The 19062-nt window shown below is 74.0% G+C and carries 14 protein-coding genes and 1 pseudogene; 8 read left to right on the top strand and 7 right to left on the bottom strand.

From position 1 onward, the window contains the following. Positions 1-165: 165 nt before the first annotated feature. Positions 166-930 (bottom strand): DUF4239 domain-containing protein, encoded by a 765-nt coding sequence (locus ABZ920_RS03575; RefSeq protein WP_361498337.1) that lies wholly within the window; start codon positions 928-930, stop codon positions 166-168. Between the two features lie 922 nt (positions 931-1852). Here ABZ920_RS03575 and ABZ920_RS03570 point away from each other — a divergent pair. The 3 genes from ABZ920_RS03570 (at position 1853) to ABZ920_RS03560 (ending at position 6114) form a co-directional block, all read left to right on the top strand. Then, positions 1853-2824, top strand: coding sequence for an SCO0930 family lipoprotein (locus ABZ920_RS03570; protein WP_361498377.1), 972 nt, complete (start codon positions 1853-1855; stop codon positions 2822-2824). Positions 2825-3163: 339 nt separating this feature from the next. Continuing rightward, positions 3164-3976, top strand: a complete 813-nt coding sequence (locus ABZ920_RS03565) for an SAM-dependent methyltransferase (RefSeq protein WP_361498336.1) — start codon at positions 3164-3166, stop codon at positions 3974-3976. Then, complete coding sequence (locus ABZ920_RS03560; RefSeq protein ID WP_361498334.1) at positions 3973-6114, top strand: EAL domain-containing protein; 2142 nt, start codon at positions 3973-3975, stop codon at positions 6112-6114. The genes ABZ920_RS03565 and ABZ920_RS03560 overlap by 4 nt, the downstream gene beginning before the upstream one ends. 5 nt (positions 6115-6119) lie before the next feature. On the opposite strand, the gene ABZ920_RS03555 is transcribed toward ABZ920_RS03560, so the two are convergent. Next, positions 6120-7004, bottom strand: coding sequence for a LysR substrate-binding domain-containing protein (locus tag ABZ920_RS03555; RefSeq protein WP_361498332.1), 885 nt, complete (start codon positions 7002-7004; stop codon positions 6120-6122). A gap of 83 nt (positions 7005-7087) precedes the next feature. On the opposite strand from ABZ920_RS03555, the gene ABZ920_RS03550 reads away from it, so the two are divergent. From ABZ920_RS03550 to ABZ920_RS03530, 5 genes are all read left to right on the top strand, one after another. Beyond that, positions 7088-7795: a succinate dehydrogenase gene (locus ABZ920_RS03550; RefSeq protein WP_361498330.1), complete on the top strand. Its 708-nt coding sequence runs from the start codon at positions 7088-7090 to the stop codon at positions 7793-7795. A gap of 1 nt (position 7796) precedes the next feature. Next, positions 7797-9746: a fumarate reductase/succinate dehydrogenase flavoprotein subunit gene (locus ABZ920_RS03545; RefSeq protein ID WP_361498328.1), complete on the top strand. Its 1950-nt coding sequence runs from the start codon at positions 7797-7799 to the stop codon at positions 9744-9746. Next, on the top strand, positions 9743-10492 hold the full coding sequence (locus tag ABZ920_RS03540; protein ID WP_361498326.1) for a succinate dehydrogenase/fumarate reductase iron-sulfur subunit: 750 nt from the start codon (positions 9743-9745) through the stop codon (positions 10490-10492). The genes ABZ920_RS03545 and ABZ920_RS03540 overlap by 4 nt, the downstream gene beginning before the upstream one ends. A gap of 653 nt (positions 10493-11145) precedes the next feature. Next, positions 11146-11922 (top strand): GNAT family N-acyltransferase, encoded by a 777-nt coding sequence (locus ABZ920_RS03535; protein ID WP_361498324.1) that lies wholly within the window; start codon positions 11146-11148, stop codon positions 11920-11922. Beyond that, positions 11919-12821, top strand: coding sequence for a lysophospholipid acyltransferase family protein (locus ABZ920_RS03530; RefSeq protein ID WP_361498322.1), 903 nt, complete (start codon positions 11919-11921; stop codon positions 12819-12821). Before ABZ920_RS03535 ends, ABZ920_RS03530 begins: the two co-directional genes overlap by 4 nt. 540 nt (positions 12822-13361) lie before the next feature. Here ABZ920_RS03530 and ABZ920_RS03525 read toward each other — a convergent pair. From ABZ920_RS03525 to ABZ920_RS03505, 5 genes and pseudogenes are all read right to left on the bottom strand, one after another. Continuing rightward, a pseudogene (locus ABZ920_RS03525) lies at positions 13362-15723 on the bottom strand (excinuclease ABC subunit UvrA). Positions 15724-15894: 171 nt separating this feature from the next. Beyond that, the gene (locus ABZ920_RS03520) at positions 15895-16446 is read right to left on the bottom strand and encodes a GNAT family protein (RefSeq protein WP_361498320.1); all 552 of its coding nucleotides are present in this window, start codon (positions 16444-16446) and stop codon (positions 15895-15897) included. Between the two features lie 62 nt (positions 16447-16508). Further along, positions 16509-17510 carry an LLM class flavin-dependent oxidoreductase gene (locus ABZ920_RS03515; protein ID WP_361498318.1) on the bottom strand — a complete coding sequence of 334 codons (1002 nt, stop codon included), beginning with the start codon at positions 17508-17510 and terminating at the stop codon, positions 16509-16511. A gap of 375 nt (positions 17511-17885) precedes the next feature. Further along, positions 17886-18638 carry a DUF4142 domain-containing protein gene (locus tag ABZ920_RS03510; protein WP_361498316.1) on the bottom strand — a complete coding sequence of 251 codons (753 nt, stop codon included), beginning with the start codon at positions 18636-18638 and terminating at the stop codon, positions 17886-17888. Positions 18639-18768: 130 nt separating this feature from the next. Further along, entirely contained in the window at positions 18769-19002 is a 234-nt protein-coding gene (locus ABZ920_RS03505) for a hypothetical protein (RefSeq protein WP_361498315.1), read from the bottom strand. Positions 19003-19062 lie beyond the last annotated feature (60 nt).

Here is a 19062-nt window from a genome sequence, read left to right as displayed (position 1 = left end):
CCACCCCCCAGGTCATCCCTTCGACAGGGGGCAACAGTCATGCCGGGCCCGGAGGCCAGCGGCCCTCTTGCAGGACCGCGAAGAAGATAACGGGGTGAGCGCCCGTCAGGGTCCCGGCCCGACCCCGGGAAGGGGCGGCCACGGCCCACCGGCACGGAGCGCCCGTCAGCTCCCGGCCCGCGGGAAGAAGCTCAGGAAGGCGTCGGCCGAGGCGGAGACCCCGCGGCTGTAGGGCGCGTCGAAGTCCCAGATCAGGAAGAGCAGGAAGGCGATCAGCGCGGAGAACAGCCCGGCGAGGATCAGTTCCCGTGCCGTGCGCCTGATCTGGAGCGCGAAGACCATGCCGATGGTGACGAGGGCCCCCGCGACCAGCCCGAACCACACCACGCCCGGCATGGTCGCCCCGGTCGAGTCGGCGCGTGCAGCGCGGGCCTGGTCCGCCGCGGTCACCTGGTCCACGAGCGGCTGGTAGGCCTGTGCCTGGAAGTCCGAGGCCGGCCGGTAGTCCGTCACGTCCGCGCGGACCCGGTCGAGCAGCCGGTCGCCCCGCACGGTGACCCGACCCTCCTCGGCCATCGCCTTCCACTCGGTGGTGACGACGTGTCCGACATAGGCGTTGACGTCGGAGCGGATGCGGTCACGGACGCCGGCCGGGTAGACCCGGACCCGCTCGGAGATCTCGTGCAGCGCCTGCGCCTCGGCCTGGACGTGGTCCTGGGCGGCGACGCGTGCCTCCCAGACCCCGGCGATGGCCAGGCCCAGCACGATGGCGTACACGACGCCGATCCACATCGTCATGTACTCGATGACGTCCGGGGTTTCGCTCGGGTCCTCGTCCTCGGCCGCCGTCCGGTGCCGTACGAGGGTGACGACGACCACCACGGCACAGGCGGCCAGCATCGCGAGGGTGAGAACAAGCCATTCCGACAACAGGTGCCTCCAGTGATCAGCGCGGACGGAGCGCGGCGACCGCCGCCAGGGCCGGGATCGCGACGAGCAGGACATAGGTGAGCGGCGACGGACCGTGGTGCGGCGGCCGGCCGTGGGGCCGCGGGTGGTACCGCGGATAGGCGACCGGCGAGACCGAGGGACGTGGGCGGGGCGCCGGGGACGGCGCGGCCGGAGCCGGCGCGGGCGGGCGTACGGGTGGCGGGGGCGGAGTGGCCGGCCGGGGCGGCGGAACGGCCGGAGCCGGCCGCGGGGGCGGCGGGGGCTTCGGCTTCGGGGTGGGCGTCGGCTCCGGCGGGGTGGGCCGGGGAGCGGGCTCCGGGGGCGGAGGGGGAGGAGGCGGGGCCGGCGGAGGCGGCGGGGTGGGGGTCGGGGTGGGGCAGGGCGGGGGCGGCGGAGGCGGCGTGGGGCCGGGGCACGGCGGTGGCAGGGGCATCCCCGGCGCGGTGAACTCCAGCTGGAATCCGTCGCCGGCCACCGCCACCGCCACCGTGCCGTCCGGGCCGGTGGAGGCGTACGCGCAGGCGTCCGCCGCGGCCGGTCCGGCCGGCGCGCCCAGGCAGGTCCACACCAGCGTCAGCGGGGCCAACAGCCGCGCCGCCAGGCCGAATCGGTTCGGTTCGGGTCGATGCACGACGAAGATCATGAGTCCCGGGCAGGGCCGGGCACGCCGTGATGCCCGACGTTTGCCCCGAAGGTGGGGGATGTGGCGCCCGGCCGTTTGACCGGCCGGACGGCGGCCTGCGCGGACCACGCACAGGTGTGCGGGTCGGCGGACCGTTCACGGCTTCCGGAAAGAAAGTCCGGACGCGCTTGAACACAACCGGCGCTCCCGTGCGTACTCAGTGTCGTGCGGCGGCGCAGCAGGGCGCTGCGACACCCTTGTGATCATGGGGAGTTGACGATGAAGACCTCCTGGCGGAGCGCCTCACTCGTGGCGGCGGCCGCGGCCGTGCTGGCGTTGACGACGGCGTGCGGTCAGGACAACGGCAGCCAGGCGGCCGGCAGCCAGAACGTGGGTGCGACCGCCGCGGCCGGCGGTTACGGCAACTCCGGCCTCGGGAACGCCGGTGTCGGGACCGGGACCGGAGCGGGCGCCGGCAACGGCTACGGCGCCGACGGGCAGGCCGCCGGCGGCTCGAAGTCCGCGGGCCGGCTCGGCGTCTCCTCCGACGCGGAACTGGGCAAGGTGCTCACGGACGGCGCCGGGATGACCCTGTACCGCTTCGACCAGGACACGGCCGAGCCCGCCAAGTCCAACTGCGACGGCGACTGCGCCACGGCCTGGCCGCCGGTGCCCGCGGACGACGCCACCGCCGGAGCGGGGATCGACAAGGCCCTGCTCGGCGAGGTCACCCGCAGCGACGGCACCAAGCAGCTCACGGTCAACGGCTGGCCGGCCTACCGTTACGCGAAGGACACCAAGGCCGGTGACACCAGCGGCCAGGGCGTCGGCGGCAAGTGGTACGCCCTCGCCCCCGACGGCAAGAAGGCCTCGCTGGCGAGCCTGCCCGGTCTGTCGGTGAAGAAGACCACCGAACTCGGCGACATCGTCGTCGACAAGAACGGCATGACGGTCTACCGCTTCCTGAAGGACAAGGCGTGGCCGAAGTCGGTGTCGGCCTGCACGGGCGCCTGCCTGGAGAAGTGGCCGGCGGTGGCCCCCGTGAAGGCGGAGGACACCAAGGGCGTCGTGAAGAAGGGCCTGATGAGCTTCACCCGGCCGGACGGCGTCAAGCAGATGACCGTCGACTGCTGGCCGATCTACACCTTCTCCGGGGACAAGGTGCCCGGAGACATCAACGGTCAGGGCGTCGGCGGCACCTGGTACGCCGTGTCGCCCGACGGCAAGCCGGTCGGCGCGCCGGCGAAGTAGGGATCACCTCCCCGGGGCCGCTCACCCACCCCCACCCCCACCCCCACCCCCACCCCCAGCACTCGTGCCGGAACGCGGAAGAAAGGGCCGCCACAGGCAGGACCAGCAGGACGAGAAACCCGGCGCGCATGGACCGGACCGCCCCCTCCGCACCGCACGGAGGGGGCGGTTCGCCGTGCGGTCATCGTGCCGCAATCCGCCTGTGACGGGCCGCCGGCCGGCTCGCGCCGCAGGTGATGACCGGGAACGGATGGTCAATTTCCGGTTCGGCTACCCGCTTTGGCGGGCGATCAGTAGCCTCTGCTCGAACACCGGATCGCCTACGCCTTGGGGAGAGAGATGGAGCGTCCCGCCTGGGCTCCGCGGAGCATCGACATCTCGGTGCCGAGCGTCGCTCGCATCTACGACTACTATCTGGGCGGTTCGCACAACTTCGAGGTGGACCGGGAAGCCGCCCGCCGGGCGATGGACTTCATGCCGGGCCTGCCCAAGATCATGCAGGCCAACCGGGCGTTCATGCGCCGCGCCGTGCGCTACGCCGTGGGCGAGGGCGTCACCCAGTTCCTCGACATCGGTTCCGGCATCCCCGCGTTCGGCACGGTCCACGAGACGGCCCAGCGGATCAGTCCGGACGCGCGTGTCGTCTACGTCGACCACGACCCGGTGGCCGTCGCGCACAGCGAGGCGGTGCTGGCGGGCAACGACGGCGCGGACGTCGTCGCGGCCGATCTGCGCAAGCCGCAGGAGATCCTGACGAGCCCTCGGGTGGAGCGGCTGATCGACCTGAATCGGCCAGTGGCGCTGCTTCTCGTTGCCATACTGCACTTCGTGGAGGACACGGACGACCCGTACGCTGCGGTGGCCGAACTGCGCGACGCGCTCGCGCCCGGCAGCCTGCTCGTGCTCACGCACGCCTCGTACGAGGGGATCCCGCTGCCGCCCGAGCGCAGCGAGGGCACGGTCGACGTGTACAGGGACATCCGCAATCCGCTGATCATGCGCTCGCGCGAGGAGATCGCGCGGTTCTTCGAGGGGTACGACATGGTGGAGCCCGGACTGGTGCCGATGCCGCACTGGCGGCCGGAGACGGCACCGGAGGACGAGGATCCTTACGCGTTCTCCGGTTTCGCCGGCGTGGGGCGTACGGCGTGACCGCGGAACCGGACGGGCCGGAGGACAGACTGCGCCGGTTCGCGACCATCTGGAGCCGGGCGGTGTTCCCGGTGACCTCCACCTCGCTCACCCGGGTCGAGTTGGAGGAGCGGCTGCTGCCGCTCGCCCGGCGGCTGAGCGAGGGGCTGCGCGCCCGGGCCTTCGAGGCCGGGGAGGGCGAGGCGGTCGGCGCCGGGCTCGTCGACGCGCACTGCACCGCCCCCGACGCGCTCAGCCGGTCCCTGGACTGCGTCGACGCCTACCTCGTCCTCTACTGCGGCGAGGGCCGCTCCCAGGAGGACCTGCGCGCCCGCTCGGCACGGCTCCAGCACGCCATGGCCGCCGGGTTCGCGCGGGCCCTGCGCGAGCGCACCCTGGCCGAACAGGAGTCGATCGCCCAGGCCGCGCTGCGCGCCCAGGGCGTGGTGGCCCAGGCGCTGCACGCCAGCGAGGCCCGCTTCCGCGCGGTGTTCGAAGGCGCCGCGATAGGCATCGGGATCGCCGACCTGGACGGCAACGTCCTGCAGGTCAACGGCGCGTTGCTGCGCATGTTCGGCGGCTCCGAGCACAACGTGCGCGGCCGCAACGTGCGGGAGTGGACCCACCCCGACGACGCGCCGCAGGTCTGGCGGCTGTACGAGGAGCTCGTGCGCGGCGAGCGCGAGCACTACCACGTGGAGAAGGCCTACTACCGGCCCGACGGAACGGTCCTGTGGACCAACCTCACCGTCTCCCTGCTGCGCGACGCCGACGGCGCCCCGCAGTACCAGCTCGCCCTCGTGGAGGACACCACCGAGCGGCGGCTGCTCAACCTCCGGCTGCGCTACGAGGCCACGCACGACGCGCTGACCGGGCTGCCCAACCGCACCCTGTTCTTCGAGCGCCTGGAGAAGGCGCTGAACGCGGGGGAGGGCCGGCGCTTCGGCCTGTGCTACCTCGACCTGGACGGCTTCAAGACCATCAACGACAGTCTCGGCCACGCCGCCGGGGACCGGCTCCTCGTCGAGGTCGCCGACCGGCTGCAGTCGTGCGCGACCGCCGCCGGGGAGATGGTGGCCCGGCTCGGCGGCGACGAGTTCGTCGCGCTGACCACCGGCCCCGACACCCGGCGTGAGGTCGACGACCTCGCCACCCGCATCCTGAACGCGCTGTCCTCGCCGGTCAGCGTCGAGGGCCGGCAGCTGACCGTGCGCGGCAGCATCGGCGTCGTCGAGGGGCCGGTGGGGGAGCGCAGCGCGGCGGAGGTGCTGCGCAGCGCCGACATCACCATGTACCGGGCCAAGTCGGCCGGCGGCAACCGCTTCGAACTGGCCGATCCGGAGGCCGACGCGCGGGCCATCACCCGGCACGGGCTGACCACGGCCCTGCCGACGGCGCTGGACCGGGGCGAGTTCTTCATCGAGTACCAGCCGCTGGTGCACCTCGGCGACGGCAGCGTGCGGGGCGCGGAGGCACTGGTGCGCTGGCTGCACCCGCAGCACGGTGTGCTCGGGCCCGACCGGTTCATCCCGCTGGCCGAGCACACCGGGCTGATCGTCCCGCTGGGCCGCTGGGTGATGGAGCAGTCGGTACGTCAGGCCCACCAGTGGCGGGAACGGTTCGGCGACCGCGGCGGCGCCCCGCTGCGCATCAACGTCAACCTCTCCCCGTGCCAGCTGACCCACCCCGGCCTGGTCCAGGACACCGTCGACATCCTGGAGCGGGCGGGCGTCGCGCCGGACGCGCTGTGCCTGGAGGTCACCGAGTCGGCGCTGATCGGCGCCGACGACGACCTGCTCAAGCCGCTGCGCCGGCTGGCCGAGATGGGCGTCGACATCGCCCTCGACGACTTCGGCACCGGCTACTCCAACCTGGCCAACCTGCGGCGCCTGCCGGTCAGCGTCCTGAAGCTGGACCGTTCCTTCACCCAGGGCATGCAGCAGTTCCCGGCCGACCCGGTCGACCTCAAGATCGTGGAGGGGATCGTCTCCCTCGCCCACAGCCTCGACCTGGCGGTGACCGTCGAGGGCGTGGAGACCGGCGCCCAGGCCGAACAGCTGCGCATACTGGGCTGCGACACGGCGCAGGGCTGGTACTACGCCCGGCCCGGCCCGCCGGAGCGCCTGCACGAGCTGGCCCTGGTGGACGCGGCGGGCTGAGCCGCTCAGCGTTCCAGCAGCATCCGCTGCAGCTCCCGCGCGGCCCTCGGCGGGGCGACGTCACTGCGGTGCGCCAGGGCGATCGTGCGGTGCAGGCCGGGCCGGGCGAGCGGTGTCACGCGCAGCCCCCGGCCCGACCGCGCGGCCACCATCCGCGGGACGACGGCCACCCCCAGCCCGGCCCGCACGAACCCCAGGACCGCGTCCATCTCCCCGCCCTCGACCGCGAAGTCGGGCTCGAAGCCCTCCGCCCGGCACGCCGCGACGGTCAGTTCACGCAGGTCGTAGCCGTGCCGGAACACCACCAGGCGCTCGCCCTCCAGATCGGCGATGCGGACCGTGCGTCGGCCCCGCCCCGGCCTCGGCGCCTCCGGCGAGGAGACGACCACCAGGTCCTCGCGCAGCAGCTCCACCGTCGTCAGGGCCGGCGACGGCGTCGGCAGCGGCAGGACGACCAGGGCGAGGTCCAGGGCGCCGCGGGCCAGCTCCCGGACGAGGTCGTGCGAGCCGCCCTCCTCGATCAGCAGGCGGATGCCGGGATAGCGGTCGTGGAAGGCGCGCAGCACGTCCGGCAGCAGGCCCGTGCACAGGCTCGGGGTGGCGCCCAGCCGCACCCGGCCGCCGCGCAGCTGCACCAGCTCCTGCACCTCGTGCCGGGCCGTGTCCGCGTCGGCGAGGATGCGCCGGGCCAGCGGCAGCAGGGCCTCACCGGCGTCGGTCAGGGTGATGTTGCCGCGCGCCCGCAGGAACAGGTCCGCGCCCAGCTCCCGCTCCAGCGCCTTGATCTGCTGCGACAGCGACGGCTGGGCGACGTGGACCAGCTCCGCGGCCCGGGTGAAGTGCCGGGTCTCGGCGACCGCCACGAAGTACTGGAGCTGCTGGAACTGCATCCCATCATCATAGGCCGCGGCTATCGAAACGAGCCGGACCATGTCTTGGACCGATGAGGCCCTTCGGCCCTAGCGTCAGGGCCATGGCTCTGGCAACGCGGACGGACCGACGGCCGTCCATGGCGCGCACCGTGTGGGACTCGACCGTCGGCAAGAAGACCGTGATGGCCCTCAGCGGGCTGGTCATGCTGCTGTACCTGGTCGCCCACATGATCGGCAACCTGAAGATCTTCTTCGGGCCCGGCGAGTTCAACCACTACGCGCACTGGCTGCGCACCGTCGGCGAACCCTTCATGCACTACGAGTGGACGCTCTGGCTGATCCGCGTCGTGCTCGTCGCCGCGGTCGTCGCCCACGCCGTCTCCGCCTACCAGCTCAGCCGCCGCGACATCAGGGCGCGCCCGACCAAGTACGTGCACGCACGGCCCCGGGCGAGCTACGCCACCCGCACCATGCGCTGGGGCGGCGTCGTCCTCGGCCTCTTCGTCGTCTGGCACCTCCTCGACCTGACCACCGGCACCGCGCACGCGGGCGGGTTCCAGGCGGGCCACCCGTACCAGAACGTGGTGGACACCTTCTCCACCTGGTACGGCGACGTGATCTACATCGCCGCCATGCTGGCGCTCGGCCTGCACATCCGGCACGGCTTCTGGAGCGCCGCCCAGACCCTCGGCGTGGGCAGCCGCACCCGCGACCGCGCCCTGAAGATCCTGGCCAACGTCCTCGCGCTGCTGCTCACGGCCGGTTTCATCGCCGTGCCCGTGGGCGTCATGACCGGAGTGGTGAGCTGACATGACAACCTACGCCGACTACACGACGGGCGACCCGGTCGCCGACACCAAGGCCCCGGCCGGCCCGATCCACGAGCGCTGGGACAAGCGCCGCTTCGAGGCCAGGCTGGTCAACCCCGCCAACCGGCGCAAGCACACGGTCATCGTCGTGGGCACCGGTCTCGCCGGCGGCTCCGCGGGCGCCACCCTCGCCGAACAGGGCTACCACGTCGTCCAGTTCTGCTACCAGGACTCCCCCCGCCGGGCCCACTCGATCGCCGCGCAGGGCGGCATCAACGCCGCCAAGAACTACCGCAACGACGGCGACTCGGTCCACCGCCTCTTCTACGACACCGTCAAGGGCGGCGACTTCCGCGCCCGCGAGTCCAACGTCCACCGCCTGGCCCAGATCTCCGTCGAGATCATCGACCAGTGCGTGGCGCAGGGCGTGCCCTTCGCCCGGGAGTACGGCGGCCTGCTCGACACCCGCTCCTTCGGCGGCGTCCAGGTCTCCCGCACCTTCTACGCCCGCGGCCAGACGGGCCAGCAGCTCCTCCTCGGCGCCTACCAGGCGCTGTCCCGGCAGATCGCCGCGGGCAACGTGGAGATGCACCCGCGCACCGAGATGCTCGACCTGATCGTCGTCGACGGCCGGGCCCGCGGCATCGTCGCCCGCGACCTGGTCACCGGAAGGATCGACACCTACTTCGCGGACGCCGTCGTGCTCGCCTCGGGCGGCTACGGCAACGTCTTCTACCTGTCGACCAACGCCATGAACTCCAACGCGACCGCCGTCTGGCGGGCGCACCGGCGCGGCGCCTACTTCGCCAACCCCTGCTTCACCCAGATCCACCCGACCTGCATCCCGCGCACCGGCGACCACCAGTCCAAGCTCACCCTGATGAGCGAGTCGCTGCGCAACGACGGGCGGATCTGGGTGCCGAAGGCCAAGGGCGACGACCGCCCGCCGAACGAGATCCCCGAGGACGAGCGCGACTACTACCTGGAGCGCATCTACCCCTCCTTCGGCAACCTCGTGCCCCGCGACATCGCCTCGCGCGCCGCCAAGAACGTCTGCGACGAGGGCCGCGGCGTCGGCCCCGGCGGCCAGGGCGTCTACCTGGACTTCGCCGACGCGATCCGCCGCATGGGCCGCCGGAAGGTCGAGGAGAAGTACGGCAACCTCTTCGACATGTACGAGCGGATCACCGCGGAGAACCCGTACGAGGTGCCGATGCGGATCTATCCCGCCGTGCACTACACGATGGGCGGCCTGTGGGTCGACTACGACCTGCAGACCACCGTCCCCGGCCTGTTCGCGGTCGGCGAGGCCAACTTCTCCGACCACGGCGCCAACCGCCTCGGCGCGTCCGCGCTGATGCAGGGCCTGGCCGACGGCTACTTCGTGCTGCCGGCCACCGTCAACGACTACCTCGCCCGCAACCCGCACCTGGACCCGGTGGGCGAGGAGCACCCGGCCGTGCAGGAGGCCGTCGCCGAGACCGAGGACCGGCTCAACCTGCTCCTGTCCGTCGACGGCGACCGCACTCCGGACTCCTTCCACCGCGAGGTCGGCGAACTGATGTGGGAGCTGTGCGGCATGGCCCGCAGCGAGGCCGGCCTGCGCAAGGCGCTGGAGCGCATCCCACGGATCCGCGAGGAGTTCTGGCGGCGCGTCAAGGTGCCCGGCACCGGCGAGGAGCTCAACCAGTCCCTCGAGAAGGCCAACCGCGTCGTCGACTACCTGGAGCTCGCCGAGCTGATGTGCCTCGACGCGCTGCACCGCACCGAGTCCTGCGGCGGCCACTTCCGCGAGGAGTCCCAGACCCCCGACGGCGAAGCGGCCCGCAAGGACGACGAGTTCGCCTACGCGGCCGCCTGGGAGTTCACCGGCACCGGCGAGGCTCCCGTCCTGCACAGGGAAGACCTGGTCTTCGAGTACGTCCATCCCACCCAGCGGAGCTACGCATGAGGCTCACCCTGCGCGTCTGGCGGCAGAAGAACGCCGACGCCGACGGCGCCATGTCCACCTACGAGGTGGACGGCATCTCGCCCGACATGTCCTTCCTGGAGATGCTGGACGTCCTCAACGAACAGCTCGTCCTCTCCGGCGAGGACCCCGTCGCCTTCGACCACGACTGCCGCGAGGGCATCTGCGGCGCGTGCAGCCTGGTGATCAACGGCGACGCGCACGGCCCGGAGCGCACCACCACCTGCCAGCTGCACATGCGGTCCTTCGAGGACGGCGACACGATCGACATCGAGCCGTGGCGGGCGGCGGCCTTCCCGGTCGTCAAGGACCTGGTCGTCGACCGCTCGGCCTTCGACCGCATCATCCAGGCCGGGGGCTACGTCACCGCCCCCACCGGCTCCGCCCCCGAGGCGCACGCCACGCCCGTGCCCAAGCCCGACGCCGACTACGCCTTCGAGCACGCCGAGTGCATCGGCTGCGGCGCCTGCGTGGCGGCCTGCCCCAACGGCGCGGCGATGCTGTTCACCTCCGCCAAGATCAACCACCTCAACGTCCTGCCGCAGGGCGCGCCCGAGCGCGAGACCCGGGTGCTGGACATGGTGGCCCGCATGGACGACGAGGGCTTCGGCGGCTGCACCCTCGCGGGCGAGTGCGCGACGGCCTGCCCGAAGGGCATCCCGCTGACCTCCATCACCAGCATGAACAGGGAGTGGCTGCGGGCGACCCGCAAGGCGTCCAGGCGCTGAGGGACTCGCCGGAACGGTCCGGGCCACCCGACCTGGTCCGTCGCCGCCCGGCGCGGCCGGCCGGCCCGACCCCAGGCCCCGCCCGGACCGGCCCGGTCCGGCCCCGCCCCGGCCAGTTCCCCTCCCGCCCGGTCCCGTCCCGTCTCGTCCGGTCCCGCCCGGTCCCGTCCGGGACGGACATCGCGACGGGAAGGGTCCGGAGCGGTCCGTACCGACCCGGCCGCGCGTCCCGGTGTCGGTGCGTCACCGGCGCCGGGTCGCCGCAGGACACGCCCGGACCGTCCGGCACCCGGCCGGCGCCGGAGCGGTCTCGAGGGCGGGCTCGGGCCGCCCGGCACGCGGCCAGGGCCGGACCGGTGCCACGGACGGTGCCGACCCACGGGCTCCGGGCCGCCGCGGCCCAGCAGACGTTCGCCGACAGGGTGCGGACGGGCGGGACCGGGAGCGGTGCTCCTCCCGGTCCCGCCAGGCACCCCCGGCATTCAGCAACCCCACACTCCGCCGCTCCGCTCCGGTCACGCCGAGGTCAGCCGGCATCGGGAGAACAGGGACGGCGGCCCGCACCTCACCGGTCCGCCTCCCCACGCTCCCGGCCCCGTTCGAGCAGGGGATCCGCCGCCCGGCCGGCCCGGGCCCGTGACCAGGAGAGAGCCATGACCGGCGGCACCACGCTCGACCGCGCCCCACAGCCCTCGGCGCCCACCCGCTACACCATCGCCCTCGCCCGTGACGAGGCGGACGTCCGGGCCGCGCAGCGGCTCCGGTACGACGTCTTCGCCGGGGAGGTTGGCGCCCTGCTGTCCACCCCGCAGCCGGGCTACGACATCGACGCCTTCGACGCCTACTGCGACCACCTGCTGGTCCACGACACGGCCACCGGGCACGTCGTCGGGACCTACCGCCTGCTGCCGCCGGAGCGCGCCGCGATCGCCGGACGGCTGTACTCCGAAAGCGAGTTCGACCTCGCGCCGCTCGACACGGTCCGGCCCGGACTGGTCGAGGTGGGCCGCTCCTGCGTGCACCCGGACTACCGCGGCGGCGCCGTCATCGGCCTGATGTGGGCCGGCATCGCGCGTTACATGGCGGACCGCGGCCACGAGTGGCTGGGGGGCTGCTGCTCGGTCCCGCTCGCCGACGGCGGCGGGCTGGCGTCCGCCGTCTGGGACCGCGTCCGTGCCCGGCACCTGGCCCCCGCGGAGTACCACGTGCGGCCGCTGCTGCCGTGGGTGGCGCAGACCGCGGCGCGGCCCGCGGCCGGCGCGGACCTGCCGGCGCTGCTGCGCGGTTACCTGCGCCTGGGCGCCTGGGTGTGCGGCGAGCCCGCGCACGACCCGGACTTCGGCGTCGCCGACCTGTACGTGCTGCTGTCGATGCGCCGCGTCGACCAGCGCTACCTGCGGCACTTCCTCTCCCTCGCACCGCTGCGGTGAGCGGCCCGCCGCCCAGCGCTCCCTGCACCCCGGGAACGTGCGTCGAAGCCGCGGAACGCACGGCGGCCGCACCACGCGCCGCGCTGCGGCTCGCGGCGGCAACGGTGCTCCTGCTCGCCGGGATCGCGCTGCTGCCGCTCGGCCGGCGGATCCCCACGGACCTGGTGGGGCGGTGGTGCCGGGCGATCGTGCGGGCCTTCGGGGTCCGGGTCCGCGTCGCCGGGGCCCCCGCGCCCACCGGCGGTCTGCTGCTGGTCGCCAACCACATCTCGTGGCTGGACGTCCCGCTGCTGGCCGCGGTGCGGCCGGCGCGGATGCTGGCCAAGGCGGAGATCCGCCGGTGGCCGGTGGCGGGATGGCTGGCGGTCCGCGGCGGCACCCTGTTCATCGAGCGGGACCGGCTGCGGGCCCTGCCCGAGACGGTCGCGCGCCTGGCCGAGGCGCTGGCGGGCGGAGCGGCGGTCGGGGTCTTCCCCGAGGGCAGCACCTGGTGCGGGCGTGCCCAGGGGCGCTTCCACCGGGCGGTGTTCCAGGCCGCGTTGGACGCGCGGGTGCCGGTGCAGCCGGTCCGCATCCGTTACCGCCTCGCCGGTGGAGCGGCCACCACGGCACCGGCGTTCGTCGGGGAGGACGCCCTGCTCGCCTCGCTGTGGCGGGTGGCGCGGACGCGGGGGCTGGTGGCCGAGGTGCAGGTGCTGCCCGTCCTCCCGGCGGGCAGCCGGCCGGACCGCCGGGCCCTGGCCCGGGCCGCCCAGCCGGACGGGGCGGCCGAGCCGGACCGGGCGCACGGCGCGCCTCCGCCTCCCGCGGCCTGTCCGCCACCGCCCCGCGCACCGGAGGCGGGCCGCCCCCGGGCCGCCGTAGCGGCGGCCCGGACGGCTGCCGGCGGGGGTGAGTGACGGGGCGACGCGGCACCCACGTCCGCGGTGAAGGACGGGCGGCCGGGCCCGCCTCCGGTCCGCCGCCGCGCGCACCGGGGGCGGGCGGCCGCCGTACCGGCGGCACGGACCGCACGTCGGCCGCGCGTCGGCCGGCCTGGGGGGAGCGACGGCGCGGCGCGGCACCCACGTCCGCAGTGAAGGACGGCGGCCGGGCCCGGCTCCGGTCCACCGCCCCGGTCACTGGAGGCGGGCCGCCCCCGGGCCGCCGTACCGGCTGCCCGGACCGCACCGCCCCCACGTCGGCCGGACACGGGCGGCCCGGGTGCCCGGCGCGGTCCGCGGCCGCGCGCACCGGGGGCGGGCGGCCGCCGTACCGGCGGCACGGACCGCGCGTCGGCCGCGCGTCGGCCGGCTTGGGGAGCGACGGGCGCGGCGCGGCACCCAGGTCCGCGGTGAAGGACGGGCGCCCCGGGTGCCCGGCGCGGTCCGCCGCCGCGCTCGTCCTCGGACCTCGGGCCGCTCCCGAGGAGCCCGAAAGCCAGGCCGGGAGTCCGGCGTTCAGTGTGCCGGCGCGCTTCCCTCCGTGCCCGGTCGCCTCAGCGCCCGTGCGAGGTAGGGGGCCGTGGCGCTGCCCGCCGCGCGGGCCACCTCCGCCGGCGGTCCCGCCGCGACGACGCGGCCGCCCGCCTCGCCCCCGCCCGGTCCCATGTCGATCACCCAGTCGGCACCCGCGACGACCGCCATGTCGTGCTCGACGACGACCACGCTGTGCCCGGCGTCGACGAGCCCGTGCAGCTGCCGCATCAGCACCTCGACGTCCGCCGGGTGGAGACCGGTCGTGGGCTCGTCGAGGAGGTACAGCGTGTGACCGCGGCGGCCGCGCTGCAGTTCCCCCGCGAGCTTGATCCGCTGCGCCTCGCCGCCCGACAGCTCGGTCGCGGGCTGGCCCAGGCGCAGATAGCCGAGGCCCACGTCGAGGAGGGTGGTCAGGCTCCGGGCCGCGGCCGGGGTGTCCGCGAAGAACTCCGCCGCGCTCTCCACCGTCAGATCGAGCACCTGCGCGATGTTCCGCCCCCGGTACGTCACGCCGAGCGTCTCCGCGTTGTAGCGCGCCCCCGCGCACTCCGGGCACGGCGCGTACGTGCTCGGCAGGAACAGCAGCTCCACGCTGACGAACCCCTCCCCCTGGCAGGTCTCGCACCGCCCGCCCGCCACGTTGAACGAGAACCTGCCCACGCCGTAACCGCGGGCCCGGGCCTCGTCCGTGGCCGCGAACACCTTCCGCACGGTGTCGAACAGCCCGGTGTACGTGGCCAGATTGGAGCGTGGGGTGCGGCCGATGGGCCGCTGGTCCACCGACACCAGCCGTCCGACGCCCGGCAGGTCCTCGGTGACGGCGCCGATGAGCGTGGACTTCCCCGAACCGGAGACCCCGGTGACCGCGGTGAACGCGCCGAGCGGGAAACGCGCCGTCACCCCGCGCAGGTTGTGCCGGGTGACCGGGCCCGCCTCGACCTGCCCGCGCGGCGTGCGGACGGCGCGCGGCGCCGCGGCGGAGCGGTCGAACAGGAAGCGGGCCGTCGCCGACTCCGCGACCGGCGCCAGGTCGGCCACCGGCCCGCTGTGCAGCACCCGCCCGCCGTGGTCGCCCGCGCCCGGCCCGACGTCGACGAGCCAGTCGGCGCCGCGCACCACGTCCAGGTGGTGCTCCACCACGAACACCGAGTTGCCCGCCGTCTTCAGCCGCTGCAGCATCACCAGCAGGGCCTCCGTGTCCGCCGGGTGCAGGCCCGCCGACGGCTCGTCCAGGACGTACACCACCCCGAACAGGCCGGAGCGCAGCTGCGTGGCGAGCCGCAGCCGCTGCAGCTCGCCCGCCGACAGGGTGGGTGCGGCGCGGTCCAGACTGAGGTAGCCCAGGCCGAGTTCGACGACGGGCGCGATCCGGGACCTCAGGTCGTCGGTGAGGACCCGCGCCGTCTCGGACGTGCCCCGCAGCAGACCGGCGAGTTCGGTCAGCGGCAGCGCCGCCAGCTCCGCGATCGACCGGCCCGCGAAGGTCACCGCCAGGGCCTCGGGGCGCAGCCTGCTGCCGCCGCACACCGGGCAGGGCGCGCTGGTGAGGAAACGCTCCGCCTTCGCCCGCAGGGTGGCGCTCCGGGAGTCGGAGAACGTCTTCATCACATACCGCCGGGCGCTCATGTACGTGCCCTGGTACGGCCGTTGGATGCGGCCGGCCTCCCGGACCGGGTGCACGGTCACGACCGGCTGCTCGTCCGTGAACAGGATCCACTCCCGCTGCTCGGCGGGCAGTTCGCGCCACGGCCGGTCGACGTCGTACCCGAGCGCGTCGAGGACGTCCCGCAGGTTCTTGCCCTGCCAGGCCCCCGGCCACGCGGCGATCGCACCCTCGCGGACCGAGAGCGAGGGGTCGGGTACCAGCAGCTCCTCGCTGGTGCCGTGCACCTGGCCCAGACCGTGGCACTCGGGGCACGCCCCGGCCGCCGTGTTCGGGGAGAACGCGTCCGAGTCCAGGCGTGCGGCGCCCGGCGGGTAGTGCCCGGTGCGGGAGAACAGCATCCGCAGGCTGTTGGACAGGTTCGTCACCGTGCCCACGGAGGACCGGGACGTCGGCGCGGACCGCCGCTGCTGGAGCGACACCGCGGGCGGCAGCCCGGTGATCTCGCCGACCTTCGGCGCGCCCACCTGGTGGATCAGCCTGCGGGCGTACGGCGCGACCGACTCGAAGTACCGCCGCTGCGCCTCCGCGTAGATCGTGCCGAACGCCAGCGAGGACTTGCCGGAACGACACCCCGGTGAACACGGCCAGCGCGTCCCGCGGGATGTCGACGTCCACGCCCTTGAGGTTGTGCTCGCGGGCACCGCGCACGCGGACGTACGGATCGTGGGGGCTGTGCATGACGGGGCTCCGTACGGGACTGCTGCCGGTGGGACAAACCCCGCCATCCTATGGCGGGGTCCGCCGCCGGGCCGCGGGCGTCCCGGGCTGCCGTGCGGCACTGGCGCCGGCGGGCCGGGCGCGGCCGCCCCGCTGCCGTCGCGGATTCTCAGCTCCCGACCGCTCCCGCGGTCAGCGCGCCGCGCCCGGCCACTCCTCCCGCACCATCCCGAACAGCACGGTGTCGTGCCGCTTGCCCGCCACGAGCACGGCACCCCGACGGCGTCCCTCTTCGCGGAAGCCCAGCGCGGTGAACGCGCGGACGGCCCGTCCGTTGCCGCTCCAGGTGTCGAGCCCGATGCGGTGCAGCCCGAAGGAGTCGAACAGGTGCGCCACCAGGAGCCGCAGCGCGTCCGAGCCGTGGCCGCGTCCCCAGCGGTCTCGCTCCCCGATGGTGACCCCGACCGTGGCCTGCCCGGCGATCGGATCCAGGTCCCGGTAGTCCACCATGCCGATGACCGTGCCGTCGGCCAGGTCCTCGACGGTGAGAACGGCCGACTCCCTCGGGTCCAGGCGCAGCATCGTCTCGAAGCCGAGTGCGAGGGCCTCGGCCGTCACCGGGCCGAAGCGCGGGTCCCCACCGGTGGCCCAGTGCACCACCTCCGGGTCGTTGCGCCACCGCAGGTGGTGCTCCGCGTCCTCCGCGCGCAGTGCCCGGAGCCTTACCAACTTGCCTTCGATCATCCGGGGATCGTATGTCCACCACCGCCCGGAGCGGCCGGGGGCTCCTCCTTCGCCGGCGCGCGTCAGCGGGAGGAGAGGACCCCGGCGAGCCGGCGGTAGGAGTCCAGCAGGGCCGCCCGGTCGTAGGTGCTGGTGGTGACCAGGACCTCCTGCGCGCCCGTCTCCTTCAGCACCGTCTCCAGCTCGTGCGCGACCTGTTCCCCGGTGCCGGCGAGCCGGCCGGACAGCCCGGCCTCGTACAGCCCCCGCTCCTTGCCGGTCATCCGCCTGGCTTCGACCTGATCGGCGGGCGGCAGCGGCGGGAACGTGCCGTGCGTGCGCGCGTACGCCATGGACCAGGCCTCCGGAACCAGTATCCGCCGGGCCTCCTGCGGGGTGGCGGCCACGGCGACGGCCCCGGAGATCACGACGTACGGCTCGGCGGCCCAGGGGGAAGGCCGGAAGTGCGTGCGGTAGTGGTCGATGCCGCGCCGCATCCGGTCGCGGTCGCTCAGATCGCCGATGACCATCGGCAGGCCCGCGCGCGCGGCGATGGCGGCCCCCTCGCCCATCGCCAGGACGAACGGCGGCACGCGCAGGCCCTCGGCGGGGCGCGCGTGCACCCCCGTCGGCGACGTGCCCAGGAACCAGCCGAGCAGTTCCTCCAGCTGTGCCCCGAAGTCCTCGGCGTCGTCCCGGTCCCGCCCCAGGGCCTTGCGCACTCCGCCGGTGAACCCCACGGAACGGCCCAGCCCCATGTCGACGCGGCCCGGGAACAGCGACTCCAGCACGCCGAACTGCTCGGCGACCACCAGGGGCCGGTGGTTGGGCAGCATCACCCCGCCCGTGCCGACGCGGATGGTGCGGGTCGCGGCGGCCACGGCGGCGGCCAGCACCGTCGGCGCGGATCCGGCGACTCCGGGCACGCCGTGGTGCTCGGACACCCAGAACCGGTGGTAGCCCAGCGCCTCCACCTCCTGCGCCAGCCGCACGGTGTCCCGCAGCGCCTCGGCGTCCGGGTGCCCCTCCCGGACGCGTGAGCGGTCGAGCACGGAGAAACGGGTCGAAGCGATCAGGGAACTCACACAGGGTTCAACGCGGTGGGCGGCCCGGGATTCCCGCCCGCCCCCCGAAGCCGGCGCCCGCCCGGCACGTCGGGGCGCCGGCCCCGCCGAGTGTCCGGAGCGGCCCGTAGGACTCGCGGTACGCGCGGATCGCGCCGGCGCTGTGCCGGCGGTACGGGCCGCCCGCCGCGCGTCGCGGTGGGCGGCCGGGAGCCGCTGCCGTGGCCCTCCGCGGCCCGGTTGCGGGTCACCGGGCGGCGGCAGGACAGTGAAGAAACTCTTCCACGCCAACCAGAACATCCCGCCCGCCGCCTGACGGCCTTCACGGAGCCGCGGTGAGCGGCCGACGGCCCGCGCCCGTGCGGAGGCCGGCGGCGCGGCCCGCTTCGCCGCCGGTCAGCCGACCGACGGGCTGGGGGTCGGGTTGGGCGTCGGGGTGGCGGTGTTGACGCCGAGGTCGGGGCGGGGGGTCAGGACGACCATCGGCGCGCCGGGCTGCGGCGGGGGAGGGGTGAGCTGGTCCTTGGGCAGCTTCGGCGGGGAGGTCTGCTCGAAGTTGACCTGGCCGAAGTTGACCGTGCCGGTGTTCTCCAGCACGGTGATGTGGTCCAGCACGGTGTCGTTCGCCAGGTTGGCGAGCTGGCGCACCAGGCTGTTCTCGGTGCTGGCCCGGATCTTGGCGATCGCCGGGAAGATCTGGCCGTGCGTCACCCGCATGATGTTGGCGGCGGTGGAGTCGAACTGCGGGCCGGACTGGGCGGCCGAGGTCGCCACGAACTGCTGCTGCTGCGGGGTGGCCTGGTTGGGCAGGGTGATGCCCAGCTCGGGCGCGATCTTGCGGCACATCGCGTCGAGTCCGGCGTGGCCGACGATCAGGTGCTTGCCCGCTTCCTTCATCTGCGGCGTCGAGCCCTTCTGCAGCGCCAGCTCGCCGAGGGGGTACTCCCACAGCCCGGCCGAGCGCACCTTGACCACGAAGTCACGGTCGGCCTCGGTGAGCGGGCCGTACGGGGTGTTGGCGATGATGCGGTTCGGGGAGCCGGTCGTGTTCTGCACCCCGAGCATGGAGGGGTAGGCGAGGGCGGTGAGGGTCAGACCCAGCGCACCCACGACGAAGACGGTTCCGATCGTGTTGCGGGACATGGGCATGGTGCCTCCAGACGCGAACGGCGTGTACGCCAGGAAGTACGGACGCGTCAGGCGAACGGATCAGCGCGCGGGGAGAAACTTGCGTCCCGCCGTGTGACGTGCGTCACACCGGAGGCTCCCATGGCCGCCTTCAGGGCACTTCCCTTTCCGGTTCGGGCCCCCAGTACTCCGGTCCGCCCCCGCGCCAGTCGATCAGCGGAGACACCGTCACCTCCACGGGGTCGACGTCCAGCCCGGCACGGCGCAGGAACTCGGCGACGTCGCCGACGTTGTAGGCGAGGCCGAGGATCTCGCCGTTCACGCGGACGCGCCGGCCGCCCGTCGGCGAGGGCGGGTGGACGATCACGGGCAGTGGTCCGGACATGTTCCCAGCATCGGCCGTACGACCCGGCCACGCATCCGGGCCGGGACTGCGGCTCCGGCG

The organism is Streptomyces sp. NPDC046831, from assembly GCF_040645305.1.
In the GTDB taxonomy this organism is placed as follows: Bacteria; Actinomycetota; Actinomycetes; order Streptomycetales; family Streptomycetaceae; genus Streptomyces.
Note: the sequence above shows the minus strand (reverse complement) of the source record. Positions and strands in the feature narration are given on the sequence as shown.